At 62.8% G+C, this 21,479-nt stretch carries 24 protein-coding genes; 12 read left to right on the top strand and 12 right to left on the bottom strand.

Annotated features, from left to right (window positions below):
* The first annotated feature begins 110 nt into the window (after positions 1-110).
* A complete protein-coding gene (gene dapE / locus X735_RS153965) occupies positions 111-1,304 on the top strand; it encodes a succinyl-diaminopimelate desuccinylase (protein ID WP_023810763.1) in 1,194 nt (397 codons plus the stop codon).
* Positions 1,305-1,309: 5 nt separating this feature from the next.
* Complete coding sequence (locus X735_RS153970) at positions 1,310-1,945, top strand: hypothetical protein (protein ID WP_023810762.1); 636 nt, start codon at positions 1,310-1,312, stop codon at positions 1,943-1,945.
* On the opposite strand, the gene truA is transcribed toward X735_RS153970, so the two are convergent.
* The 6 genes from truA to def form a co-directional block, all read right to left on the bottom strand.
* The gene (gene truA / locus X735_RS153975) at positions 1,912-2,682 is read right to left on the bottom strand and encodes a tRNA pseudouridine(38-40) synthase TruA (protein ID WP_023810761.1); all 771 of its coding nucleotides are present in this window, start codon (positions 2,680-2,682) and stop codon (positions 1,912-1,914) included. The two genes, X735_RS153970 and truA, sit on opposite strands and share 34 nt — an antisense overlap.
* 121 nt (positions 2,683-2,803) lie before the next feature.
* Positions 2,804-3,310 carry an N-acetyltransferase gene (locus tag X735_RS153980; protein WP_023810760.1) on the bottom strand — a complete coding sequence of 169 codons (507 nt, stop codon included), beginning with the start codon at positions 3,308-3,310 and terminating at the stop codon, positions 2,804-2,806.
* Positions 3,307-4,260 (bottom strand): methionyl-tRNA formyltransferase, encoded by a 954-nt coding sequence (fmt, locus tag X735_RS153985; protein ID WP_023810759.1) that lies wholly within the window; start codon positions 4,258-4,260, stop codon positions 3,307-3,309. Before fmt ends, X735_RS153980 begins: the two co-directional genes overlap by 4 nt.
* Positions 4,261-4,303: 43 nt before the next feature.
* On the bottom strand, positions 4,304-4,720 hold the full coding sequence (locus tag X735_RS153990; RefSeq protein ID WP_023810758.1) for a type II toxin-antitoxin system VapC family toxin: 417 nt from the start codon (positions 4,718-4,720) through the stop codon (positions 4,304-4,306).
* A gap of 5 nt (positions 4,721-4,725) precedes the next feature.
* On the bottom strand, positions 4,726-4,986 hold the full coding sequence (locus tag X735_RS153995; RefSeq protein WP_023810757.1) for a hypothetical protein: 261 nt from the start codon (positions 4,984-4,986) through the stop codon (positions 4,726-4,728).
* 116 nt (positions 4,987-5,102) lie between these two features.
* Positions 5,103-5,633 (bottom strand): peptide deformylase, encoded by a 531-nt coding sequence (gene def, locus X735_RS154000; protein ID WP_023810756.1) that lies wholly within the window; start codon positions 5,631-5,633, stop codon positions 5,103-5,105.
* Positions 5,634-5,736: 103 nt separating this feature from the next.
* Between def and X735_RS154005 the strand changes: the two genes are divergently transcribed.
* Entirely contained in the window at positions 5,737-7,008 is a 1,272-nt protein-coding gene (locus tag X735_RS154005) for a DNA recombination protein RmuC (RefSeq protein ID WP_023810755.1), read from the top strand.
* A gap of 20 nt (positions 7,009-7,028) precedes the next feature.
* Here the strand turns inward: X735_RS154005 and X735_RS154010 are convergent, their stop codons facing one another.
* The 3 genes from X735_RS154010 to X735_RS154020 form a co-directional block, all read right to left on the bottom strand.
* The gene (locus X735_RS154010; RefSeq protein ID WP_023810754.1) at positions 7,029-7,433 is read right to left on the bottom strand and encodes a GFA family protein; all 405 of its coding nucleotides are present in this window, start codon (positions 7,431-7,433) and stop codon (positions 7,029-7,031) included.
* A 62-nt stretch (positions 7,434-7,495) separates the two neighbouring features.
* Complete coding sequence (locus X735_RS154015) at positions 7,496-8,461, bottom strand: cation diffusion facilitator family transporter (RefSeq protein ID WP_023810753.1); 966 nt, start codon at positions 8,459-8,461, stop codon at positions 7,496-7,498.
* A gap of 143 nt (positions 8,462-8,604) precedes the next feature.
* Complete coding sequence (locus tag X735_RS154020; protein ID WP_023810752.1) at positions 8,605-9,414, bottom strand: transglutaminase family protein; 810 nt, start codon at positions 9,412-9,414, stop codon at positions 8,605-8,607.
* 211 nt (positions 9,415-9,625) lie between these two features.
* Between X735_RS154020 and X735_RS1000000170250 the strand changes: the two genes are divergently transcribed.
* Together X735_RS1000000170250 and sugE are read left to right on the top strand one after the other, a co-directional pair.
* A complete protein-coding gene (locus tag X735_RS1000000170250; protein WP_013528464.1) occupies positions 9,626-9,751 on the top strand; it encodes a hypothetical protein in 126 nt (41 codons plus the stop codon).
* Between the two features lie 207 nt (positions 9,752-9,958).
* Positions 9,959-10,273, top strand: coding sequence for a quaternary ammonium compound efflux SMR transporter SugE (gene sugE / locus X735_RS154025; RefSeq protein ID WP_023810751.1), 315 nt, complete (start codon positions 9,959-9,961; stop codon positions 10,271-10,273).
* A gap of 138 nt (positions 10,274-10,411) precedes the next feature.
* Here sugE and X735_RS154030 read toward each other — a convergent pair whose 3' ends face one another.
* Positions 10,412-10,840, bottom strand: coding sequence for a DUF6481 family protein (locus tag X735_RS154030; protein ID WP_023761392.1), 429 nt, complete (start codon positions 10,838-10,840; stop codon positions 10,412-10,414).
* Between the two features lie 301 nt (positions 10,841-11,141).
* Here X735_RS154030 and X735_RS154035 point away from each other — a divergent pair, with 301 nt between their 5' ends.
* The 3 genes from X735_RS154035 (at position 11,142) to X735_RS154045 (ending at position 14,560) form a co-directional block, all read left to right on the top strand.
* A complete protein-coding gene (locus tag X735_RS154035; RefSeq protein ID WP_023810750.1) occupies positions 11,142-12,203 on the top strand; it encodes an LLM class flavin-dependent oxidoreductase in 1,062 nt (353 codons plus the stop codon).
* 117 nt (positions 12,204-12,320) lie between these two features.
* A complete protein-coding gene (locus X735_RS154040; RefSeq protein ID WP_023810749.1) occupies positions 12,321-13,490 on the top strand; it encodes an AI-2E family transporter in 1,170 nt (389 codons plus the stop codon).
* Between the two features lie 68 nt (positions 13,491-13,558).
* Entirely contained in the window at positions 13,559-14,560 is a 1,002-nt protein-coding gene (locus tag X735_RS154045; RefSeq protein WP_023810748.1) for an LLM class flavin-dependent oxidoreductase, read from the top strand.
* 32 nt (positions 14,561-14,592) lie between these two features.
* Here the strand turns inward: X735_RS154045 and X735_RS154050 are convergent, their stop codons facing one another.
* Entirely contained in the window at positions 14,593-15,612 is a 1,020-nt protein-coding gene (locus tag X735_RS154050) for a LacI family DNA-binding transcriptional regulator (RefSeq protein ID WP_023810747.1), read from the bottom strand.
* 221 nt (positions 15,613-15,833) lie between these two features.
* On the opposite strand from X735_RS154050, the gene X735_RS154055 reads away from it, so the two are divergent.
* From X735_RS154055 to X735_RS154070, 4 genes are all read left to right on the top strand, one after another.
* The gene (locus X735_RS154055; protein ID WP_023810746.1) at positions 15,834-17,417 is read left to right on the top strand and encodes a sugar ABC transporter ATP-binding protein; all 1,584 of its coding nucleotides are present in this window, start codon (positions 15,834-15,836) and stop codon (positions 17,415-17,417) included.
* On the top strand, positions 17,414-18,730 hold the full coding sequence (locus X735_RS154060; protein WP_023810745.1) for an ABC transporter permease: 1,317 nt from the start codon (positions 17,414-17,416) through the stop codon (positions 18,728-18,730). Before X735_RS154055 ends, X735_RS154060 begins: the two co-directional genes overlap by 4 nt.
* On the top strand, positions 18,727-19,695 hold the full coding sequence (locus X735_RS154065) for a substrate-binding domain-containing protein (RefSeq protein WP_023810744.1): 969 nt from the start codon (positions 18,727-18,729) through the stop codon (positions 19,693-19,695). The genes X735_RS154060 and X735_RS154065 overlap by 4 nt, the downstream gene beginning before the upstream one ends.
* Positions 19,696-19,851: 156 nt before the next feature.
* Entirely contained in the window at positions 19,852-20,604 is a 753-nt protein-coding gene (locus tag X735_RS154070) for a DUF5131 family protein (RefSeq protein WP_023810743.1), read from the top strand.
* Here the strand turns inward: X735_RS154070 and X735_RS154075 are convergent.
* Positions 20,601-21,452 (bottom strand): three-Cys-motif partner protein TcmP, encoded by an 852-nt coding sequence (locus X735_RS154075; RefSeq protein WP_031213061.1) that lies wholly within the window; start codon positions 21,450-21,452, stop codon positions 20,601-20,603. The two genes, X735_RS154070 and X735_RS154075, sit on opposite strands and share 4 nt — an antisense overlap.
* Between the last annotated feature and the right edge of the window lie 27 nt (positions 21,453-21,479).

Raw genomic sequence — 21,479 nt, 5'->3', positions numbered from 1 at the left:
GTCGCAACTATAAGACATGAAAACCATAATATCGGCGGTATCGCCAGCCATGACGCTGGCCCCTATGTCTGGCCGTGACAGGCCCTGCGCTTTCGACTATCGCTTTTGCCATGACGCTGCCGACCGATCCCGCCGAAAACCTCGCCGCCCTTATCCGTTGCGCTTCGGTGACGCCCGCTGAGGGCGGCGCGCTGACCGCGCTGGAGACGATGCTCAAACCGCTCGGCTTCCTGGTCGATCGGCCGGTGTTTTCCGAAGACGGCACGCCCGATATCGAAAACCTCTATGCAAGGCGCTCCGGCAATGGCCCGCATCTGATGTTCGCCGGACACACCGACGTGGTGCCTGTCGGCGACGAAGCCGCTTGGACGCATCCGCCTTTCGCCGCCGAGATCGCCAATGGCGAGATGTATGGCCGCGGCGCCGTCGACATGAAGGGCGGCATTGCCTGTTTCATCGCCGCCGTGGCGCGCCATGTCGAGGCCAATGGCGGTCCGAAAGGGTCGGTCTCGCTGCTGATCACCGGCGACGAGGAAGGCCCCGCGATCAACGGCACGGTGAAGCTGCTCGAATGGGCGGCTTCGCGGGGCGAGAAATGGGATGCCTCTGTCGTCGGCGAGCCGACCAATCCGGACGCTCTCGGCGACATGATCAAGATCGGCCGCCGCGGCTCGATGTCCGGCGCGGTCACCGTCAATGGCCGCCAGGGCCATGTCGCCTATCCCTTGCTTGCCGACAATCCGGTGCGCGGGCTGATGAGCCTGGTCGACGCCTTGCTGCATCCGGTTTTCGACAAGGGAACCAGGGATTTCCAGCCGACCAATCTGGAGATCACTTCCATCGACGTCGGCAACCCGGCCACCAATGTCATCCCGGCCAAAGCGACCGCGACCTTCAACATCCGCTTCAACGACACCTGGACTGATGAGACCTTGCAGGCCGAGATCCACAACCGGCTCGACCAGGCGGCTAGGCGCAAGAAGTACCGGCAGGGCAAGAAGACGCCGGTCGACTACGAACTCGTCTGGCGCGACCGGCCGAGCCATGTCTTCCTGACACGTGACGACAGGCTGATCGACACGCTGCGCGGCTCGATCAAGTCGGCGGTCGGCAAGGAGCCGACGCTGTCCACCTCCGGTGGAACGTCCGACGCGCGTTTCATCAAGGACTATTGTCCGGTGGTCGAGTTCGGGCTGGTCGGCAAGACAATGCACATGGTCGACGAGCGCGTCGCCATTGCCGATCTCGAAACGCTGACGCAAATTTACCAGCGCTTCATAGAAGACTGGTTCGGACAGGGCTGAACGGCATGCTTTCGGCGGACGAAACCCAAGCTTCGCTGACGGGCGCCTGGCGATTGATGCTCGGCAAGGCCGACGGCCTGCGCCTGCTCGACCTATCGGCCGACGGCTTCTGGAATTCCTTCTTCGCCATTGTCGTTGCAGCACCGGCGCTGATCGTCGGCTGGGTCGGCATCGCCAACGAAATCGGCGATCCCGACGCCTTCGCGGGGCGCTTCAGCATGCTGGTGCGCCTGGCGACGGTCGACATCGGCTCCTGGGTGCTGCCGCTGGTTGCGCTCGCTTTGATCGCGCCGCGCGCCGGCATCGGCGGCCGCTTCGTCCACTACGTCGTCGCCAGCAACTGGGCTTCGGCCATCACCGCCTGGCTGATGCTGCCCTCGGCGCTGATCCGGCTTTTCCTGTCGTCCGCAAGCCAGGCTGCGAGCCTTGTGTCGCTGTTCCTGTTTGCCCTGTCGATGGTGCTGACCTGGCGCATGACCAACGCCACGATCGGCAGGGGCGCATCGGTCGGCACCGCCGTTTTCGTCGGCATGTTCATCGCCTCGCTGCTGGTGCTGTTCGGCCTGCAGACGCTGCTCGGCATCACCGTGCCGGACGATGTCGGAGTTCAGAGCCTGTCCGGGCTCGTCTCGACTGGATAATCGACACCGGTGAGAAACAGCCCGTCGGGCGGCGCCACCTGGCCGCAGGCGGCGCGGTCGTGCGCCTCGAGCGCCGTTTTCAGGTCGGCCGCGCTCCAGCCGCCGTCGCCGACGCGCTTCAGTGAGCCGACCATCGAACGCACCTGGTTGTGCAGGAACGAGCGCGCCGAAGCCCTGACCTCGACTATGTCGCCCTGTCGGCTCACATCGAGCCGTTCCAGCGTCCTGATCGGGCTGTTGGCCTGGCACTGGGTCGAGCGGAAGGTGGTGAAGTCATGCCGTCCGAGCAGGACTTTCGCCGCTTCGTGCATGGCGCCGGCGTCGAGCCGCTTCGGCACCCACCACACCTTGCCCTTGTCGAGCGCGGCCGGGGCACGGCGGTTTAGGATGCGGTAGAGATAGTGGCGGCCGATGGCCGAGAAGCGGGCGTCGAAGCTGTCGGAAACGACCGTCGCTTTCAAGATGGCGATGCGCGCCCCGGCCGCCTGCAGATGGGCGTTGACGGCATCGCGCACCTTGTCGCCCGGCCACGCCTTGACGAGATCGACATGCGCCACCTGCGCTGTCGCATGCACGCCGGCATCGGTGCGGCCGGCGGCGCGCAGCCTGATCGCTTCGCCGCAGAATTTTTCGATCGCCCGCTCGATCGCCTGTTGCACCGAAGGCTGATCCGCCTGGTGCTGCCAGCCGGCAAACAGGCTGCCATCATATTCGATGTCGAGGCGAAAACGCGGCATTTGCGACTAGAGCTCTCGCCTCGGGCAATTCGAGGAAAAGTGTGAAACGGTTTTCCGTTCGGAATTGCGTTCAAACAAAGAGGTAGAGCAGTTCGCCGTTTCCATGAAACGGTGGACTGTTCTAGGCGGCGAGAGCGGTGAAGGCGGAGGCGTATACCAGCCTGCCGGCGTCAGGCGCGTCGCCCCAAGCCAGCGCCTGCAGCGCTTCGCCCTGGTATTCGCTCTCGAAGTTCTCGGCACGCGTGTGGCTATATCCGAAACGCCCGTAATAGGTGGGGTCGCCGAGCACCACGGCCAGCGTTTCGCCGGCATCCCTGAGGCGGATATGCGCCTCGCGGATCAGCGCGCCGCCGATGCCGCTGCCATGGAACGAGGGCTCCACCGCCAGCGGCGCGAGCGCCACGGCGGCGAAGGTCTTGCCGCCATTCTGGACGAACAGCCGCGAAAACAGGATGTGGCCGACCACCTGGCCGTCCTCTTCCGCCACCAGTTCGGCAACAGCGTTGCCGCCAGTCACCAGCGCGTCGACCAGACCGGCCTCCGCCTGCTGGCCGAAAGCGTGTTCCTCGACGAGGCGGATGGCCTCGCGATCCCGCGGCGTTGCCGCGCGTATCGACATCATGCTCATGAGAATTTCAGTCCTTTTTCGATCTTGGCCCCGCGCAGGAATTCCGACGCGGCAGCGGGCTTTCCGCCCGCCCGTTGAACTTCGACCAGCCTGATCGCGCCTGCCCCGCAGGCGACCGTCAGCCGGTCATCGAGAATTCCTCCCGACTCGCCCAACTCTTCCCAAAGCGACAGGCCTTGCGACAGCGTCGAGCGAAGCAGTTTCAGCCGCTCCCGGCGGCCGCCAATTCCTATCTCCGACCAGGCGCCGGGAAAGGGCGACAGGCCGCGAATATGATTGTGGACCTCACTTGCTGAGCGAGTCCAGTCCACGCGAGTCTCGGATTTATCGATTTTCTTGGCGTAGGTCACCCCCTCCACAGCTTGTGTGGTGAATGTCAGGGTGTTCCCTTCCAACCGCGCCAGCGCTTCCACCATCAAGGCAGCACCGACGCTCATCAACCGATCATGCAAATCGCCGGCTGTCATATCGGGTTCGATGGCGCATTTTTCAATCAGCCCGACCGGGCCGGTGTCCAGCCCCTCTTCCATGCGCATCACCATCATGCCGCTTTCCAGGTCGCCGGCCATGATGGCGCGCTGGATAGGCGCGGCACCGCGCCAGCGCGGCAGAAGCGAGGCATGGCCGTTGATGCAGCCGAGCCGGGTCGCCTCCAAAACCGCCTTCGGCAGCAGCAAGCCATAGGCGACGACCACAGCGACGTCGGCCCGCAAGGCACGGAAGGCGGTCTGCTCGGCCTCGCCTTTGAGCGAAACCGGCGCTCGCACCTCGATGCCCAGTCGCTCCGCCTCGCGCTGCACCGGCGACGGTGTCAGCTCCAGCCCGCGCCGTCCGGCAGCGCGCGGCGGCTGGGTATAGACGACTGATATCTCATGGCCAGCCTCGGCGATCGCGCGCAAAGTCGGCACCGAAAACTCCGGCGTGCCCATGAAGATGACGCGAAGGGGCATTTTTCTTCCGAGACCTTCTCTCTACCTGCGCCGGGAAGTCAGCTCAGGCTTCAAACGGGTTTACCAGCTTCAGGTCAAGTCCGTCGAAGTCTCGAACGTTGCGGGTGGCAAGCGTGGCGTCGTGCACCTGGCAGATCGCAGCTATCATCGCGTCCTTGGTTTCGACAGGTCTGCCAGCGAGTCGTCTTGCCGCGGCAATGCGGCCATAGTGTTCTGCGGGCAGATCCCCAAAAACCAGGATCCGACCCGAAAATTCGCCCCGGATCCTCGAAATGCTTTGGAGAAGACCATCCCGCCGGATGGCCTCCTGAACGAGGTAGGCTCCGAAATAGAGCTCTGCAAAAACAATGGTGGAGAGGAAAAGGGTCGCAGGCTCTTGGCCATTCAACCAGTTGAGAACGTTTTTGCTCCGTTGCCGCGATAGCACGTCCGATATGACGTTGGTGTCCAGTATAATCATTTCGGTCAACGGAAATCAGGCGGCCCACGATCGGCCTCACTTCGCGACCTCGCTATTTCCTGAATCTCGTCGCTTGTGAAACGATCATCGCCGACGAGCGAATAGAGGCGATCGCCGACTTTTTCGGCGCCAGCAAATTGTGTTGCAAAACCCTTCTGTATCAAGACGACCGCTTCCTCCGAAAGGCTGCGCCTGTTCAGCCGCGCACTTTCCTCGAGACGCCGTTTCAATTCCGGATTGATCCCACGGATCAGCATGTCACCCATAGACACCTCCTACGTGATATCACTGATATCACAGCAAGTCGGTATTTTCAATCGAAGGTTCGTGAAGCTGAACCGCCGAGGCTGATCGGAGGGGCCGTGCTCCGACAGAGCATGCCCTATCCCACCAGCTTGCCCGGCGCTTTGTCCTTGGCGAGCTTCTTGAATTTCTTCACCACCATGTCGCGCTTCAGCTTCGAGATGTGGTCGATGAACAGGACGCCATTGAGGTGGTCGATCTCATGCTGCAGGCAGGTGGCCATCAGGCCCTCGGCCTCCATCTCCTGCAGCTTGCCGTCGCGGTCGAGATACTTGACCCGTACGGCGGCCGGGCGTTCGACCTCGGCGTAATAATCCGGGATCGACAGGCAGCCTTCCTCGTAGACGGAGCGCGCATCGGCGCTCTCCAGGATTTCCGGATTGATGAAGACATGCGGCGCCGGCGTCTCGTCTTCCTTGGCGAGATCGATCACCAGCAAGCGCAGCGGCTCGCCGATCTGGATTGCCGCCAGACCGATGCCCGGTGCGTCATACATGGTCGCCAGCATGTCGTCGGCTAATTTGCGCAGGGGCGCGTCGACACGCTCCACCGGTTGGGAAACCTGGCGCAGGATGGGGTCGGGAAGGATGATGAGCGGCTTGATCGGCATGGCGTTCCACGTAAGACCTCCAGCGAAAAGCGTCAACCGGTTGGCATGAGGCTCGTTCACGTTTTGATCTGTGCTATCGCGGCGAATCGTCTATGCTGTCCACATGAATGATTTGAGCACCATCCTTTCGGAGCCTGTCGCCCGGCTTGGCGCCACAACCATCACGCTCGGCCATGCGCTGGCCTTCGGCGCTTTGCTGTTTCTGGCCCTGTTCGTGGCGCTGGTCATTGCGCTGTGGCGGTCGGCGAAGGCGCGCGCCGTGGCGGCTGCGGAAGCCGCCGATCATGCCCGCGATGCCGAGGCGCGGATGGCCGGAATTCTGCAAAGCCAGGCCGAAATGCAGGGTCGCATGGGCGCCATTGCCGAAGTGTTCGGCGCACGGCAGGCGGAGCTGACGCAATCGATCGGCCAGCGCCTGGACGCCATGACCGGCCGGCTCGGCCAGACCATGACCGAGCAGACGAAATCCACGCATGAGAGCCTGGCCAAGTTGCAGGAGCGGCTGGCTATCATCGATGTCGCGCAGGGCAACATCCAATCGCTCGCCGGCCAGGTCGTGCAGCTGCAGGCGATCCTCTCCAACAAGCAGACGCGCGGTGCTTTCGGCCAGTCGCGCATGGAGGCGATCGTTGCCGACGGCCTGCCGCATGGCGCCTATGAATTCCAGGCGACGCTGTCGAACGGCAGCCGTCCCGACTGCCTGGTGAAGATGCCGAACGGCGCGCCGTCGCTGGCCATCGACGCCAAGTTTCCGCTCGAGGCCTGGAATGCCATCCGCGCCGCCGACGGCGCCGACCTGCAGAAGGCCGCCTCGCAGGCCTTCCGCCGCGACATCGAGATCCATGTCCGCGATATCTCGGAAAAATACCTGATCCAGGGCGAGACGCAGGACACGGCCTTCATGTTCGTGCCGTCGGAATCGGTGTTCGCCGAGATCCACGAGAATTTCGAGGCGATCGTCCATAAGGCGCACCGTGCCCGAATCGTCATCGTCTCGCCGTCGCTGCTGATGCTGTCGATCCAGGTCATCCAGGCGATCCTCAAGGATGCCCGCATGCGCGAACAGGCGCATCTGATCCAGGGCGAGGTCATTCGGCTGATGGAGGATGTCGCGCGTGTCGATGAGCGGGTGCGCAAGCTGCAGGTCCATTTCGGCCAGTCGGCCAAGGACATCGACGACATCCTGGTTTCGACGTCGAAGGTCACCAAGCGCGGCCAGAAGATCGAAGCGCTGGAGTTCGGCGCGCAGCCCGACGGCGATGCCGCCGCGGACGCAGCGTCACGGGCTCCCGCCGCGAAAGTCGATACTGGCGCGCGCGTTGCCGATTCGAAAACCGGGCAGCTCAGGCTGAGGGTCGTCGAAGGCGACGACTGAGCAGCAGCGCCGGATCCGCCCTACTGCTCTTCCTTGGTCGTCATACCTGGGAATTCCGGCAACCAGGGCAGCGCCGAGCGGTGCCAGCTTTGCCGTCTCGGGACCAGCTGTTCACGTTGCCGCGCCGTGCCGACCCGGATGCCATAAACCTTCGGCCCGTCGCCAACCGATGTCGCGTAGAGATGCGAGCCGCACTCGCCGCAAAAGCCCTGCGCGCGCTTGTCGCCGCTCGATCCTGTCTTGATATAGACCTTTGGCGCACCCTTGGTGATCCGGTAGTGGCCTTCCGGCGCGCCCACGGTCACGCGAAAAGCCGTTCCGGTCAGTTGTTGGCAATCGGTGCAGTGGCAGATTCCGGTGTTCTCCGGGTCGACCTCCGCCTCGTAGGTGATGGCGCCACAATGGCAGCCGCCGTCGATTTTCATCTTCGCTCCTCCAAAGTCCCTTTAATCCTAGCGGGGGAAGACCGTGAGGCAATGGCGCAGCGCTAGTCCAGAGCCGGATCGGATGCGTTCTCGATCAGCCTGCGCCGCTGCTCCCAGGTGCCTGACGTCTGCGGCTTGACGAACAGCCGTGTGATCTCCGGCATCTCCTTCTTCAGCTGCGCCTCCAGGCGCTCGACGCAAGCTTCGATCTCGGGCGCCGTCAAATGGTCCTCGAACTCGATGCTCAGGCCGGCGACGATCTCTGCCGGCCCCATATGGACGGTCAGGACGCCGTTCGCCCGCTGCACCGCCGGATCCTGCTGGGCGATCGCCAGCACCTTCATCTGCACCTCGAGCGAGGCCGGCTCGCCGATCAGCAGGCCCTTGCTTTCGCGGGCCAGGAAGATTGCCGTCGCGCCCAGGATCAGCCCAATGCCGATGGAGGCGGCGCCGTCGAGTTCCGGCATCTCCAGAACTTCCGCCGCCAGGATGCCGGCGAACGCGACGATCAGGCCGAGAAGTGCTGCGCTGTCCTCGAACAGCACGGTGTAGACGCTCGGGTCCTTGCTCGACTGCACCGCCCGCAGCCAGCCCTGCTTGCCCTTCTGCTGGCGGAACTCTTTCAGCGCCACCCACCACGAACTGCCTTCGAACAGGAAGGAAAGGCCGAGCACGATGTAGGTCACCTCGGCGTTGGCGACCGGCTCCGGCGCCATCATATGGATCACGCCTTCGTAGAACGACACGCCGGCGCCCAGCGCGAAGACGAGGAGCGCGACGATGAAGCTCCAGAAGTAGAGTTCCCGGCCGTGACCGAGGGGATGCGTCCGGTCGGCCGGGCGGGCGGCACGGTGCATGCCGTAGAGCAGCAGGCCGCCATTGCCGGTATCGACCAGCGAATGCACGCCCTCCGACAGCATCGCCGAACTGCCGGTAAAGGCGGCGGCGGCGAACTTGGTCAGCGCGATGGCGAAATTGCCGGCGAGCGCCGCGTAGATCACCTTTTTTGAGCCGCCGTGCCCGGCCATGGTGCTGTCCCCATTCGATGCACACCCAGTCTAATGGTCAGATGGAAGAAGCTCCACAGCCACCACAACGTGTGAACCGCTGGCTCGTTCAAAAACGGCGGTCGTTAAAGAGGTTTGTCGTTAGAGACTGGTAGGCAGAACGACTACTCGATGATCTCGCTGGTCCACACCTTGAAGCCGGCAAGCGTTCCCGGCCCGAATATATGGGTCAACGGAACGTCGGCGGCGTCGCGGCCGGAGGCGATCAGGATGCGGCCGATGCGCGGTGCATTGTTGCGCGGGTCGAAGACATGCCAGCGGCCGCCGAGATAGACTTCCATCCAGGCGCAGAAATCCATGCTCGCCCATGGTTTCGGCATACCGATGTCGCTGATGTAGCCGGTGCAATAGCGCGTCGGGATGTTGAGTGCCCGGCAGAAGGTGACCGCGAGATGCGCATAGTCGCGGCACACGCCGCTCTGTTCGCGATAGGCTTCCGCGGCGGTGCGTGTCGGCCGAGCATTGCCGTAGTTGAAGACGATGTGATTGTGGACGAAGTCGCAGACCGCCTGCACGCGCGGAATGCCCAGCGGCGTGTTGCCGAACAGCCGCCACGCTTCATCAGCCAGAAGGTCGCTTTCGCAAAAACGGCTGGGCAGCAGAAACAGCAGCGTGTCCGCCGGCAGATCGCGCACCTCGTGCTGCCAGGCCATCAGGTCGCCCATCTCGAAAGTGCCGGGATCGCGGATCACCGCGTCGGTGCCGAAGGTGAAACGCCCGGGCGGCGCAACGAACCGGTTGCACCAGTTGCCGAAACTGTCGCGATAGCTTTCGATCGGCACCGGCGGGTTGGAGATCAGGAAATCCGGCCGCTCGAGATCGGAGGCACGCGAATAGTGGACATTCAGCATTGCGATGAGCGGCGTTTCCTGCGGAAAGTCGAAGCTCATCTCGCAGCCGATGTGAATTCGCATTGTCGTCCTGACGGCCTGCCTGACGATCACCGGGCGGAGGCACGGGTTGATGCTGCAGTGCGAAGACAACCATGGCATGGACCGCCATGGTTTACGAGCAAATTAGAAACCGGTTGAAAGCGAGCCGCTGACGGCGGCAGCAGTCGCTAACCCCTTGCAGTCCGGCGGTTCTCTTGTTTCACTTCGCTTCCCACATCAGGAGGAACGAATCATGGCTAAAGGTGCGATGAAGGCAGGCAAGGAAGCCCGCAAGCCGAAGAAGGACGCCAAGAAGCCCGCCCCGGCTCCGGCCCTGAAGGCGCCGCCGGTGAAGGCGATGAAGCTCAAGGACAAGTAAGTCCGGCCGATTTGCTTCGAAATGGGATTGCGACCGGCAGCGCTGTTGCCGGTCGTTGTTGATCGAGCGCTCGAAATTCCTATATTGGCGTGGCGGGGACGACCTCGCGCTTCCCCAAAATCCGGACGGGACGACCCGCCATTGTTTGACTGATCGTCGGACGCCGAAAATCGCTTTTCGGCCCGATGCTCTGATGGAGCGTTGTCGATGTCGTGGGTTCTTCTCTTTTTCGCCGGCCTGTTCGAGATCGGCTGGGCAATCGGCCTCAAATACACCGATGGCTTCTCGAAGCTGGTGCCGACCGTGCTGACCGTTGCCTCGATGGTCGTCAGCCTCACTCTGCTCGGCCTGGCGCTGAAGGCGCTGCCCGTCGGCACCGCCTATGCGGTGTGGACCGGCATCGGCACCGTCGGTACGGCACTGCTCGGCATCTGGCTGCTCGGCGAACCAGCCACCGCGATCAGGCTGGCCTGCATTGCGCTCATTGTCTGCGGCATCATGGGATTGAAGTTCGCCGCCTGACCGATAGCGCTCTTGTTTTATGCATGTCGTCCTCCCAAAACCGGGACCACTTATGGGCGACATGCATGGGACAAACACAATCAGGGCCGCTGCGAGGCGACCCTGATTCTCGAAGCCGATTGCTTCGTAGCCTGGAGGCTAGCGGGCCGAGAAGCCCGGCGGCGTCCTGCCGGTGCGCTGCTTGCGTGCCGCATAACGCGCGTCACGCTTGGCCTTGCGCTCGGCTTCATCGGCCAGAAAACGGGCGATGCGCTCGTTCTCTTCGGATTCCCGAATCTTGGCCTCAGCCTGTGCAGCTTCCTCGGCGGCGATACGTGCCGCTTCGGCTGCTGCCTCGCGCTCGGCCTTCTCGACCGCTTCGCGTGCCAGCTTCTCCTGCTTCAGCCGGGCCTTTTCGGCCTCGCGGATTTCGCGAGCCGCAAGGATAGCCTTGCGTTCAGCCTGCCGCGCCAGCACTGCGGGATCATCCGCCGCCGGCTTTGCCTTGAAGCGCTCGAGGAGCGCCTTCTTTGCCTCGTTTGCGGCGTTGCGCCGCTCGAAAACGTCTTTTTCCCTGTAGATAGCCAAGTCCACTTCCCTGAAGTCAATTCGCGACGCTTACATACGCGCGAAAACCGAGAGTTCAAGCGCCAAAACGGCATGGCAGCCATGAAATTGTCGGCTGTTGCAGCCGGGAGACGCCTTTGGAGCAATTCCAGGAGAAATGTGAAGCGGTTTTCCCGGGAAAAGCGCGCAGCGCTTTCCCTTGGGAATTGCGACGAAGAGATAGAGTCGAAAACGACATGCACTGTTCACCGTCGCCCCTCTGGCAGCGAGGTTGGCGGATGGCTACGTCTAGCGGCAAATTCCAACATCAGGATGACATTAGATGGAACTCGGTCTCTACACCTTCGCCGACGTCAGCCCGCAGCCGGGCCCCGGCGCAATCGGCCCGCATGAGCGGCTGCGCAACCTGATCGAGGAGGTCGAACTGGCCGACCAGGTCGGTCTCGACGTCTTCGGCCTCGGCGAGCATCACCGGCCCGACTATGCCGCCTCCGCACCGGTCGTGGCCTTGGCCGCGGCGGCCGAGCGTTCGAAGCGCATCAAGCTGACCAGCGCGGTCACCGTTCTGTCTTCCGATGACCCGGTGCGCGTGTTCCAGCAGTTAGCCACGCTCGACCTTCTGTCGGGAGGCCGCGCCGAGATCATGGCCGGACGCGGCTCGTTCATCGAATCCTTCCCGCTGTTCGGTTACAACCTCGAGGACTATGATGAGCTGTTCGCCGAAAAGCTCGATCTGCTGCTTGCCATCCGCGACAGCGTGAAGGTCACCTGGTCCGGCAATCTGCGCGCGCCGATCAACGATCGCGGCGTTTATCCCCGGCCCTTCCAGGACAGGCTGCCGGTCTGGATCGCCATTGGCGGCACGCCGCAGTCTGCCGCCCGCGCTGGCGCGCTCGGCCTGCCGCTGGCGCTCGCCATTATTGGCGGCGAGCCGGCGCGTTTCGCGCCGCTGTTCGATCTCTACCGCGAAGCCGCCAAGCGCGCCGGTAGTGATCTGGCGGGCCTCGCCACCAGCATCAACGTGCACGGCTTCATCGCCGAGACGACCGAGCAGGCGGCCGACGATTTTTACGGCCCGCAGGCGGAGGTGATGAACCGCATCGGCCGCGAGCGCGGCTGGGGTCCGACATCCCAAGCGCATTTCGACCAGTCGCGCGGCCCGAACGGGGCCTTGTTCGTCGGCGGCCCCGAGCAAGTGGCTGAGAAGATCGTCGCCCAGCACAAGATCTTCAAAAACGACCGCTTCCTGCTGCAGATGGCGATCGGCACCATGCCGCATGCCAAGATCATGAAGGCGATCGAACTCTACGGCACCAGGGTGGCGCCAATCGTACGCAAGGAAACAGCCAAGGCTGAGCCGGCACCGGCAGCGCCGGTCGCCTGACCCGGAGTCCGGTGCGAGCGGCCTCATTCCGGAAGCCGGCTCATGGAACCTGCGCCCATAACTCTGCGTTCATGCAGGCAATAGCCGATCGCCGAGGGCGCCGGCTCGAGGGTGAGCATGAAAACCGAACCCGCTGCCTTGGCTCACGCCGTCGCCGACGAATCGGATTCGCGCGTTGCGGCCCGCGCCGACACGCATCTGATGCGTTCGCTGCTCGTCGGCATTTTCCTGTTCATGGCCATCTATGCACTCTACTTCGCTCGCGCTTTCTTCATGCCGGTCATTCTGGCTTTCCTGCTGGCGCTGACGCTGACGCCGATCGTTAGGCTCCTGCGCAGGCACGGCATCTCCGAAGTGATTTCGGCGACCCTTCTGGTGCTGGTGTCGATCTGCATCTTTGCCAGCGTAGGCTACCTGCTCAGCGGACCGATCATCGACCTCATCAACAACACCTCTTCGATAGGCCAGCAACTTGCCGAACGGCTGGCACAATTGCGCCGCCCGCTCGAGAAGATCATGCAGATTTCGCATCAGATCGAACAGCTGACCCAGACTTCGCAGGAGCCGGGCATTCAGAGGGTGGCGGTGGCGCAGTCCGGCATCCTGTCGGCGGCCGCCAGCAACATCCTGTCGGCGGGAACAGGCCTGACCATCATCTTCGTGCTGTCGCTGTTCCTGCTCGCCTCCGGCACGATGTTTTATGAAAAGATCATCCAGTCCTTCGCCCGCCTCAGCGAAAAGAAACGGGCGCTGCGCGTCGTCTATGACGTCGAGCGCGAAATCTCGCACTATCTGCTCACCGTCACCATCATCAATGCCGGCCTTGGCACAGTCATCGCTCTCGGTCTGTGGGCGCTTGGCATGCCCAATCCGCTGGTCTGGGGAGCCGCCGCGGCGTTGCTCAACTTCTTGCCCTATGTCGGAGCGCTGATCACCATTGCGCTTGTCACGGTCATGGCGTTGATCAGCTTCGATACCATCTTCTACGCGCTTCTGGCGCCGGCCTTCGTGATCTTGTGCGACATCGTCGAAGGCCAGTTCGTGACGCCGATGGTGGTCGGCCGGCGCCTGGAGATCAACGCCGTGGCGATCTTGATCGCCATCGCCTTCTGGTCATGGCTGTGGGGCTTCGTCGGCGCCCTGATGGCGGTGCCGCTGCTGGTCGTCATCAAGGTATTCTGCGATCATTTCGACGGGCTCAGCCATGTCGGCAATTTTCTCTCCGCGCAGCACGCGGTTGTCGTCGAGGAGGACGACATCGCCGACCCCGAAGCTGTCAAAGGCTGATCAATATTTTTGAATTTGCGGCGCCGCCGGATGCTTCCTACATGCGGTCCTGACACAGGATCCCACCCATGACCGCTCTTTCCGTTCTCGACCTGTCGCCGATCGTCGAAGGCAGCGATGCCTCGCAGTCGCTGGCCAACTCGCTCGATCTTGCCCGCCATGCCGAGCGCCTGGGCTACAAGCGTTTCTGGCTGGCCGAGCATCACAACATGCCGGGTATCGCCAGCGCGGCCACAGCCGTCGTCATTGCCCATGTCGCCGGCGGCACCAAGACCATTCGCGTCGGCGCCGGCGGTATCATGCTGCCCAACCATTCGCCGCTGGTGATTGCCGAGCAGTTCGGCACGCTGGCCGCCTTGCATCCGGGCCGCATCGATCTCGGCATCGGCCGGGCGCCCGGCACCGACATGGGCACCGCCCGTGCCTTGCGCCGCAATCTCGAGGCCGGGGTCGACAATTTCCCTCAGGATGTCGTCGAGCTGATGGGCTATTTCCAGCCGGCCGAGGAGGGCCAGCGCATCCGAGCCGTGCCCGGCGAAGGCCAGGACGTGCCGGTCTGGATCCTTGGCTCCAGCCTCTACGGCGCGCAGCTCGCCGCCATGCTCGGCCTGCCCTACGCCTTCGCTTCGCATTTCGCGCCGGCGGAGCTGGATCACGCGCTGGATGTCTACCGCTCGCGCTTCCAGCCGTCCGAGCAGCTCGACAAGCCGCATGTCATGCTTGGCCTCAATGTCTTCGCCGCGCCCACCGATGCGGAGGCCCGTTTGTTGTTCACCTCGCTGCAACAGGCTTTCGTCAATCTGCGCACCGGTCGGGCCGGCCGGCTGCCGCCACCTGTCGAGAACTATGACCGCGATCTCGATCCGATGGCAAAGACAATGCTCGGCCAGGCATTGTCCTGCGCCGTCGTAGGCTCCCCGGAAACGGTGCGGCAAGGCATCGATGCCTTCGTGCGCCGCACCGGCGCCGACGAACTGATGGTCACCGCGCAGATTTTTGATCATGCGGCGCGGGTGCGATCGTTCGAGATCCTGGCCGAGGCGCACAAATCCTTGTCGCAGGCGGCCTGACAAATCCTGGTACGACTTACGCCGGGGGAAGGCTACGCGCTCACGCTCTGCGCAATCGCGCCGAGCGGACGGCATGAATTGCGGATCATCAGCCGGCCCTTGAGCAAAAGCTTGCGCGGCGGCGCGTCCCTGTTGCCGGCGAGACGGTCGAGAAGCAGATTGGCCGCCTGTTCTCCGATCGCCTGCACCGGCTGGGCCACCGTGGTCAACTGCGGCTGGAACACGTCGGACCATGGAAAGTCGTCGAAGCAGGCGACCGAAATGTCTTCCGGGCAGGACAGGCCGATGTCGCGGATCGCCTTCATGGTGCCGATCACCATCGGGTTGTTGGCCGAGAAGATAGCACTTGGCCGATCATGCGAGGAAAGCATCTGCATGGTTTCGTTATAGCCGTCGATCTCATGGAAATTGCCGAAGCGGATCAGTTCTTCGGCGATCGGCAGGCCGGCGGCGTGAAGCGCCTCGCGATATCCCGCCATGCGGTCATGCATCGGCGAGATGTCCGAGGTGCCGGTGATGTAACCGATGCGCCGGTGGCCGAGATTGATCAGATAGGTGATGGCGTCGAACACCGCGCGCTGGTTGTCCAGCACCACGGCATCGGTGTCGACGCCTTTGCAGATACGATCGAGCAGCACGACCGGCACGTTGGCGTCGTCGACGATCCGCTTGAGGATCGCGCCGTCGCCGACGCGCGCCACGATCAGCCCGTCGACCATGCGGTCGAGCAGCAGCCTGATCTGGTCGTCCTGGGTGTTCAAATCCTCGTCCGTGCAGCACAGCATGACGGCATAGCCGGCCCGGTCGAAGGCCTGCTGGATGACCGAGACGACATCGGTGAAGAACGGGTTGGTGATGTGCGGCACGGTCAGTCCGATGGTGCGGGTCGTGCCCATCTTCAGGCTGCGGGCGATCGCGTTGCGCTTGTAGCCGATATCGCGGATCGCCTGCTCGATGCGCTGGCTAAGCTCCGGGCTGACCGTCGCCGTGCCATTGATCAGCGCCGAAACGGTGGCGACAGAAACCCGCGCCGCTTCAGCCACATGGAGCATGGTGGGCGCGGTGGATTTGCGGTGTCTTTTTTGCCCTGACGCTGTCATTTTCGAAACGTTTCGCCACCCCTTGCTGGCCAATACGTACGGAATCCTGTCCTTTTAAGCAAGAATCGAATTGCATCAAACGCCCGGCACCTTATATCGGCTTGACATGATCGAAACGTTTAGATTAGCGTTTGCGGGAAATTGACGACGACGGAAGGGAGGCCGCCATTGTCATGCAAGAGAGCAATTCCCTTTCCCCGCAGCACGATGCGACTGATCGGTCGGACACCGTTCTGAGTGCCGAGCGCATTTCCAAGAGCTTCGGCGGCATCGCCGCGCTTGTCGATGTCAGCTTTGAGCTGCGGCGCGGCGAGGTTCATGCCTTGATGGGCGAGAACGGCGCCGGCAAGTCGACGCTGATGAAAATCCTCTCCGGCGTCTATACCGGCTATGAAGGCACGGTCAGCGTCGATGGCCGCCCCGTCAGCTTCGCCGGAGTGCGCGACGCCGAGGATGCCGGCATCGCCATCATTCATCAGGAGCTCAACCTGGTGCCCGAGCTCAGCGTCGCCGACAACATTTTCCTCGGCCGCGAGAAGCTGATCGCCGGGCTGATCGTCGACCGCAAGGCAAGCAGCCGCGCGGCGGGTGCTTTGTTGCAGCGGCTCGGCATCGAACTCGATCCGCAAGCCCGCGTCGGCGCCTTGCGTGTCGGCGAGCAGCAACTGGTCGAGATCGCCAAGGCGCTGTCGATGTCGGCGCGCATCCTGATCATGGACGAGCCGACCTCGGCGCTGTCGCCGGCCGAATGCCAGCGGCTGTTCCGCATCATCCGCCAGCTTGCCGACAGCGGAGTCGCCATCGTCTACATCTCGCACCGCATCGACGAGGTCATGCATCTGGCCGGCCGCGTCACCGTGTTTCGCGACGGACGCCATGTGCTGACCGAGCCGATGGCCAGGCTCGACGAAGATGCGATCATTTCGGCGATGGTCGGCCGCAACCTGCTTGCTTCCTCCCAGGAAGAGCGCAACACCACTGGCATGACCGTGCTTTCGGTCGAAAACCTGTCGCTGTCGAAGCCCGATGCGCATGGCTGGCGCACGGTGATCGACGGCGTCGGCTTCGATCTTGCCGCTGGAGAAATCCTTGGCATTGGCGGGCTGCTGGGTTCGGGCCGCACCGAGATCCTGGAAGCGATCTTCGGTTCGAGCGATGGCCGCACCGGCGGCGAAATCCGTATCGACGGCCAGCGCATGGATATCCGTTCGCCGCGCGATGCAAGGCGGCTGGGCATCGCGCTGGTGACCGAGGATCGCAAGACGCAAGGGTTGCATCTGCAGGCTTCGATCGCGGACAATGTCGCGCTGCCGCTGGTCGGCTCGCTGGCCCGCTTCGGCATCCGCTCGCTGGCCGGCGAGCAGGGGCTGGCGCGGCAGGCGGTCGAGGCCCTCGGCATCCGCTGCCGGGACATCGATCAGCCCGCCGGTACGTTGTCGGGCGGCAACCAGCAGAAGGTCGTCATCGGCAAGTGGCTGGCAACCAGGCCAAGGGTGCTGCTGCTCGACGAGCCGACGCGCGGCATCGATGTCGGCGCCAAGCGCGAGATCTACGACCTGATCTTCAGGCTGGCGCGCGACGGCCTCGCCATCGCCGTCATCAGCTCCGAACTGCCGGAGCTGCTGCACCTCTCCGACCGCATCCTGGTGATGGCCGATGGCCGCCAGACAGGCATTCTTTCCCGCGACGCGGCCAGTGAGGAGGCCATCATGCGCCTCGCCGCCCCGCGTCGGACCATATCGAGACCAGCCGCATGACTGCCCTGAAACTCCTGTCCCGAACCAAGCTCTATTGGGGCCTGATCGCCATCTTCCTGATCGGCGTGCTCGGCTCGCCGATGAGCTCGAAGGGCAACAACATCTTCCTCTCCTACGGCAATCTGCTCGATGTGCTGCGCCAGGTGTCGACCACCGGCCTGATCGCCACCGGCATGACGGCTGTGATCATCACCGGCGGCATCGATCTCTCCGTCGGCTCGCTGATGGCTATCTGCTCGGTGGTCTGCGCCATGCTGCTGACGGTTCCAGGCGTGACACCAGGCGTCGTGCTGGGCGTGCCGACCGTCGCTTTGGTGGCGCTTTGCCTCGGTTTCGTCGTCACCCGCTTCATTTTCCAGAACCTGGCAAAGTCCCGCGCCGGCGCCGATCTCCTCCGCGAGATCAGGCTGGACGGGATTCGTGGGGTGGTCACGCCCGCCGTCGTCGGCGTGGTCCTGTGCTGCCTGTCGCTGTGGTTTCTGCTGCCGCAGATCGAGCCGAAATTCGGCGTGTTCGGCGTGCTGCTGGTGGCGCCATGCGTCGGCCTGCTGTTCGGCGCGCTCAACGGCTTCATCATCGTTGCCGGGCGCCTGCAGCCCTTCATCGTCACCTTGGCGATGATGGTGACGGCGCTCGGCATCGCCCGGCTGACCGCCGGCCAGAACAATGCCGTGCTGCCGGTCTATACCGGCTCCAACGCGACCGCCGATTTCGAGATACTGCGCTCGCTGGTGTTCGGCATCATCCCGATGCCGGGCCTGTTCTTCCTCGGCGCCATCCTGATCTATGGCGCGGTGCTGCGCTTCACGCCGTTCGGCCGCTATGTCTACGCCATCGGCGGCAATGAGGAGGCGGCGCGCCTCTCCGGCATCGCCGCCGGCCGCGTCAAGATCGCTACCTATGCTGTCTCCGGGCTGCTCGCCGGCATCGCCGCCGTGCTCTATGTCGCGCAGTACCGGCAAGGCAAGCCGGATGCCGGCGCCGGGCTGGAGCTCGATGCCATCGCCGCCGTAGTCATCGGCGGCACCAGCCTGATGGGCGGCCGCGGCAGTCTCACCGGCACGTTCTGCGGCGTGCTGATCTTCGGCCTGCTCTCCAACATCCTGCAGCTCCACAACATCAATTCGAACCTTCAGCTGGTGCTGAAGGGGATGATCATCATCGGCACCGTGCTCGTGCAGGAGCGCAATGCCGGTGATCTCCTGGCCTATCTGCGCCTGCCCGGCGGGCAATCGGCGCACAAGGAAACGGCCGCGGCAAAGCGGCCGTCGCAAGAGACACCGTCTCTCAATCTCGGAGGAAACAAAAAATGAAACGACGTGACATGCTGAAGCTTGCCGCCCTGACCGCGGCGCTGCTGACCACCACCGCGCTTCTGACCACCGGCAATGCCTTCGCCCAGGACAAGAAGTGGAAGATCGGCTTCTCGCAGGTGACGACCATCGAGCCCTGGCGCGCGCAGTTCAACAAGGACATCCTGGCCGAAGCCGCCAAGCATCCCGAGGTCGAACTGATCATCACCGACGGCGAGGACAAGACCGAAAAGCAGGTCGCCGATGTCGAGAACCTGATCCGCCAGGAGGTCGATGCGCTGTTGGTGTCACCGAAGGAATCTGCCGGCCTGACCGGCGTCGTGCAGCAGGCGATCGACGCCAAGATCCCGGTCTTCGTGCTCGACCGCAATGTCGACACCAAGGACTACACGCAGTTCGTCGGCGGCGACAACGCGCTGATCGGTCGCGCGGCCGGCGAATATGCCGTCGAACTGCTTGGCGGCAAGGGCAAGGCTGCAGGCAACGTCGTCGAGATCTGGGGCGGCATGGGCACCCAGCCGGCGCATGACCGCCATGACGGTTTCCATGAATTCACCGACAAGGAACCGGGCATCAAATATCTGCTCGACCAGCAATCGGGCGACTGGAAGCAGGACCAGGCCTACAATCTGATGGCCAACGCGCTGAAGAGCAACGAGAAGATCGATCTCGTTTACGGCCACAACGACCCGATGGCCTATGGCGCCTATCTCGCCGCCAAGGATGTCGGCCGCGAGAAGGACATCAAGTTCATCGGCATCGACGGCCTGCCCAATGAAGGCGTGCAGATGGTGAACAAGGGCGAGCTGACGGCGACCTTCACCTATGTCACTCCCGGCGCCGAAGGCCTGCGCCAGGCGATCAAGTTCCTCAACGGCGAGAAGGTCGAAAAGACCATCACTCTGCCGACCGAGAAGATCACCAAGGAAAACGCTGCCCAGGTGCTGAAGGACAACGGCCTCTGAACGCTATTGCCGGAGAAGGTAGCTCCGGTGTTTAGAATTCGGCCATAGCTCTCCCGCTCTTTGGTGGGCTATGGCCGGAACCTCTTCAGCCGTCGAACTCGATAACGGAAGCTTCATCACCTTGAATTAACCATCAACGTGAAGGAGAATCTTCCTATGGCTGAGACTTCGATCGAATGGACCGACGCGACGTGGAACCCGGTGGCCGGCTGCACGATCCTGACCGCCGGTTGTACGAACTGCTACGCGATGCGCATGGCGGCACGACTAGATGCCATGGGCATGAACAAGTACCAGGGCTTAACACGGAAGACGGGTGGCCGGGCGAAGTGGACCGGCAAAGTCATCACCGATCCGAAATCGCTGTCGATCCCCGCAACTTGGTCAAAACCACGCCGCGTCTTCGTGAACTCGATGTCCGATCTCTTTCATGTCGATGTGCCAGCCGATTTCATTCGGCAGGTATGGGCTGTGATGGAAGAGACGCCACGGCATACTTATCAGATTCTAACGAAGCGCCCGGAAGTCATGGCCAAGGTTCTGACGCGTGGCGACTTTCCCGTTCTGCCGAATGTCTGGCTCGGGACCAGCGTTGAAGACCATCGAGTGCTGGGCAGACTCGATGACCTTCGCCGAGTGCCAGCAGCAATCCGGTTCGTTTCTCTAGAGCCGTTGATTGGATCTGTGGCCGGTGCCAATCTCACCGGTATTCAATGGGCAATCGTTGGCGGTGAAAGCGGGCCAGGGGCACGGGATATGAATCCTCACTGGGTCGACGAGATCGAAACGATGTGCCGACGCGCGGGCACGGCATTCTTCTTCAAGCAGTGGGGAGGCAATAATAAGAAAGCCGCCGGTCGTATGCTCAATGGTCGTATCTACGATGAGATGCCGTCAGCTACCGCCTAGAAAAGGTTGCCCTGTCTTTGGTTGTTGGCAGCGACCTTCCAAAACGCCAGAGCGAGTTCATGCTTGGCGGCTAGCAGAAGCCAATATAGCGGCTGGTTGCCGGGTCCGGTTACTAGCTTGGGTTCGGGGGAGGGCCATACGCCGAGTCGTCCAACAAGTTCCGACCAATAACGCAAAATTGCCTGGCGTGTTGCCTTGGCGTTTCCCGCTTTGATGGCGTCACGCCAGCCAGGAATGAAGGCATCGAACACCGTCGAGTCGCCCGACGAGTATTTGTCGAGGTTCCGCTGCAGGTCCATTTGGCTGACATGTACAAGCATGTCGACGTACCGAAGGTCTGACAGCGTGCTGATCATCTCGAAGTTGAGCGTCTCCAGGTTGTAAGGATCCAGGTATGCGAAATTCAAGCTATGAGGGTTCACAACGCCGACGACCGTCTTGATGGTGGCAACAGCATTACCCGTGAAAGCCACGACCGGAGCGTTCAGCGCTTGTAGCCGTTTCTTGCAAGCCTCAACCCGCCCGGGTTCGATATCTCCGATATATACCGCAGAGAATGGCGTTCTGCTGTCCGCACTCTTCTTCCAGGCAGCAACCACACCGCCATCAATGAACTCATTGGTGCCGCGAATCCTGCATCTGCCCGGTCCACAGAACGGATCAATCAGAGTTGCTCCAGCCTTTCCGTGATCGAGCCATTTTGATCGGACGCCACGGCTGATGTCGACATAACGACATAGATACTCGTGCTTAGTTTTGGCCCAGGCGCCGACCTCCTCTACGGGCGATCCGTCGTCGCCTTGAACAAGCTGCCCCACAAACGCCCCCGTTTTGATCGATCCAATCATCTTTGGTGTCAATCGACAAGCGACGAG

Source organism: Mesorhizobium sp. L2C084A000 (assembly GCF_000502875.1).
Taxonomy (GTDB): Bacteria; Pseudomonadota; Alphaproteobacteria; order Rhizobiales; family Rhizobiaceae; genus Mesorhizobium.
The sequence above is the reverse complement of the archived record's forward strand: the minus strand, read 5'-3'. Positions and strand labels throughout refer to the sequence as shown.

What these genes read in the sequence shown, in the direction of transcription:
- dapE (WP_023810763.1), top strand. Translation starts at nt 111, where the DNA reads ATGACGCTGCCGACCGATCCCGCCGAAAACCTCGCCGCCCTTATCCGT.
- X735_RS153970 (WP_023810762.1), top strand. Translation starts at nt 1,310, where the DNA reads ATGCTTTCGGCGGACGAAACCCAAGCTTCGCTGACGGGCGCCTGGCGA.
- truA (WP_023810761.1), bottom strand. Translation starts at nt 2,682, where the DNA reads ATGCCGCGTTTTCGCCTCGACATCGAATATGATGGCAGCCTGTTTGCC.
- X735_RS153980 (WP_023810760.1), bottom strand. Translation starts at nt 3,310, where the DNA reads ATGAGCATGATGTCGATACGCGCGGCAACGCCGCGGGATCGCGAGGCC.
- fmt (WP_023810759.1), bottom strand. Translation starts at nt 4,260, where the DNA reads ATGCCCCTTCGCGTCATCTTCATGGGCACGCCGGAGTTTTCGGTGCCG.
- X735_RS153990 (WP_023810758.1), bottom strand. Translation starts at nt 4,720, where the DNA reads ATGATTATACTGGACACCAACGTCATATCGGACGTGCTATCGCGGCAA.
- X735_RS153995 (WP_023810757.1), bottom strand. Translation starts at nt 4,986, where the DNA reads ATGGGTGACATGCTGATCCGTGGGATCAATCCGGAATTGAAACGGCGT.
- def (WP_023810756.1), bottom strand. Translation starts at nt 5,633, where the DNA reads ATGCCGATCAAGCCGCTCATCATCCTTCCCGACCCCATCCTGCGCCAG.
- X735_RS154005 (WP_023810755.1), top strand. Translation starts at nt 5,737, where the DNA reads ATGAATGATTTGAGCACCATCCTTTCGGAGCCTGTCGCCCGGCTTGGC.
- X735_RS154010 (WP_023810754.1), bottom strand. Translation starts at nt 7,433, where the DNA reads ATGAAAATCGACGGCGGCTGCCATTGTGGCGCCATCACCTACGAGGCG.
- X735_RS154015 (WP_023810753.1), bottom strand. Translation starts at nt 8,461, where the DNA reads ATGGCCGGGCACGGCGGCTCAAAAAAGGTGATCTACGCGGCGCTCGCC.
- X735_RS154020 (WP_023810752.1), bottom strand. Translation starts at nt 9,414, where the DNA reads ATGCGAATTCACATCGGCTGCGAGATGAGCTTCGACTTTCCGCAGGAA.
- X735_RS1000000170250 (WP_013528464.1), top strand. Translation starts at nt 9,626, where the DNA reads ATGGCTAAAGGTGCGATGAAGGCAGGCAAGGAAGCCCGCAAGCCGAAG.
- sugE (WP_023810751.1), top strand. Translation starts at nt 9,959, where the DNA reads ATGTCGTGGGTTCTTCTCTTTTTCGCCGGCCTGTTCGAGATCGGCTGG.
- X735_RS154035 (WP_023810750.1), top strand. Translation starts at nt 11,142, where the DNA reads ATGGAACTCGGTCTCTACACCTTCGCCGACGTCAGCCCGCAGCCGGGC.
- X735_RS154040 (WP_023810749.1), top strand. Translation starts at nt 12,321, where the DNA reads ATGAAAACCGAACCCGCTGCCTTGGCTCACGCCGTCGCCGACGAATCG.
- X735_RS154045 (WP_023810748.1), top strand. Translation starts at nt 13,559, where the DNA reads ATGACCGCTCTTTCCGTTCTCGACCTGTCGCCGATCGTCGAAGGCAGC.
- X735_RS154050 (WP_023810747.1), bottom strand. Translation starts at nt 15,612, where the DNA reads ATGCTCCATGTGGCTGAAGCGGCGCGGGTTTCTGTCGCCACCGTTTCG.
- X735_RS154055 (WP_023810746.1), top strand. Translation starts at nt 15,834, where the DNA reads ATGCAAGAGAGCAATTCCCTTTCCCCGCAGCACGATGCGACTGATCGG.
- X735_RS154060 (WP_023810745.1), top strand. Translation starts at nt 17,414, where the DNA reads ATGACTGCCCTGAAACTCCTGTCCCGAACCAAGCTCTATTGGGGCCTG.
- X735_RS154065 (WP_023810744.1), top strand. Translation starts at nt 18,727, where the DNA reads ATGAAACGACGTGACATGCTGAAGCTTGCCGCCCTGACCGCGGCGCTG.
- X735_RS154070 (WP_023810743.1), top strand. Translation starts at nt 19,852, where the DNA reads ATGGCTGAGACTTCGATCGAATGGACCGACGCGACGTGGAACCCGGTG.
- X735_RS154075 (WP_031213061.1), bottom strand. Translation starts at nt 21,452, where the DNA reads ATGATTGGATCGATCAAAACGGGGGCGTTTGTGGGGCAGCTTGTTCAA.